The organism is Patulibacter minatonensis DSM 18081 (assembly GCF_000519325.1).
Taxonomy (GTDB): domain Bacteria; phylum Actinomycetota; class Thermoleophilia; order Solirubrobacterales; family Solirubrobacteraceae; genus Patulibacter; species Patulibacter minatonensis.
In genome coordinates this window covers 2,729,803-2,730,551 of sequence record NZ_KI912613.1, presented here as the reverse complement: position 1 = coordinate 2,730,551, position 749 = coordinate 2,729,803, and positions in this window count along the sequence as shown.

Genomic DNA, 749 nt, shown 5'->3' with positions numbered 1-749 from the left:
CGGCCTGGCGTTCATTCCTGCGCTCGGGGCGCAGCAATGCACGCCACCCACGAATCCGGACATCCTGGCGTCCGTTCCTGCGCTCGCGGCGCAGCAATGCACGCCACCCCACGAATCCGGACGCCCTGGCGTCCGTTCCTGCGCTCGCGGCGCAGCAATGCACGCCACCCCGCGAACCCGGGCGGCCTGGCGTTCATTCCTGCGCTCGGGGCGCAGCCATGCACGCCACCCTCGAATCCCGGCGTCCCGGCGTTCATTCCTGCGCTCAGGGCGCAGCAATGCACGCCACCCCACGAATCCCGGCGTCCCGGCGTTCATTCCTGCGGCCGGACCGCAGCAACGGACGCCGATGCCGGTGCGTCGACCGCCTCCGGCAGCTCTACTCCCACCGCGCGGAGCCACCACGGGGGTGGCGGCGGACCTCCACCTGCAGGATCCGACAGCGAACCGGCGGCATCGATCGACTGTCGGATCGTGCAGCGTCACGCTGCAGAACCCGACAGTCGATCAGCCGGCGCGATTCGTTGTCGGTTCCTGCAGCTCGAAGACGAGCCGCCGCGAGCCCCAACGCTCCTCGACGCGCGAACGTGCAGCACGATGTGCCGCCCCGCCGCACGAATCGCTGCCAGCCCGCCGCCCGGCGCGACCGGCAGCACGATGTGCCGCCCCGCCGCACGAATCGCTGCCGGTCCGCCCCTTGGCGCCACCGGAAGCCCCACGTCCCATCGACGCCCGCGGCCGTTTCGCAC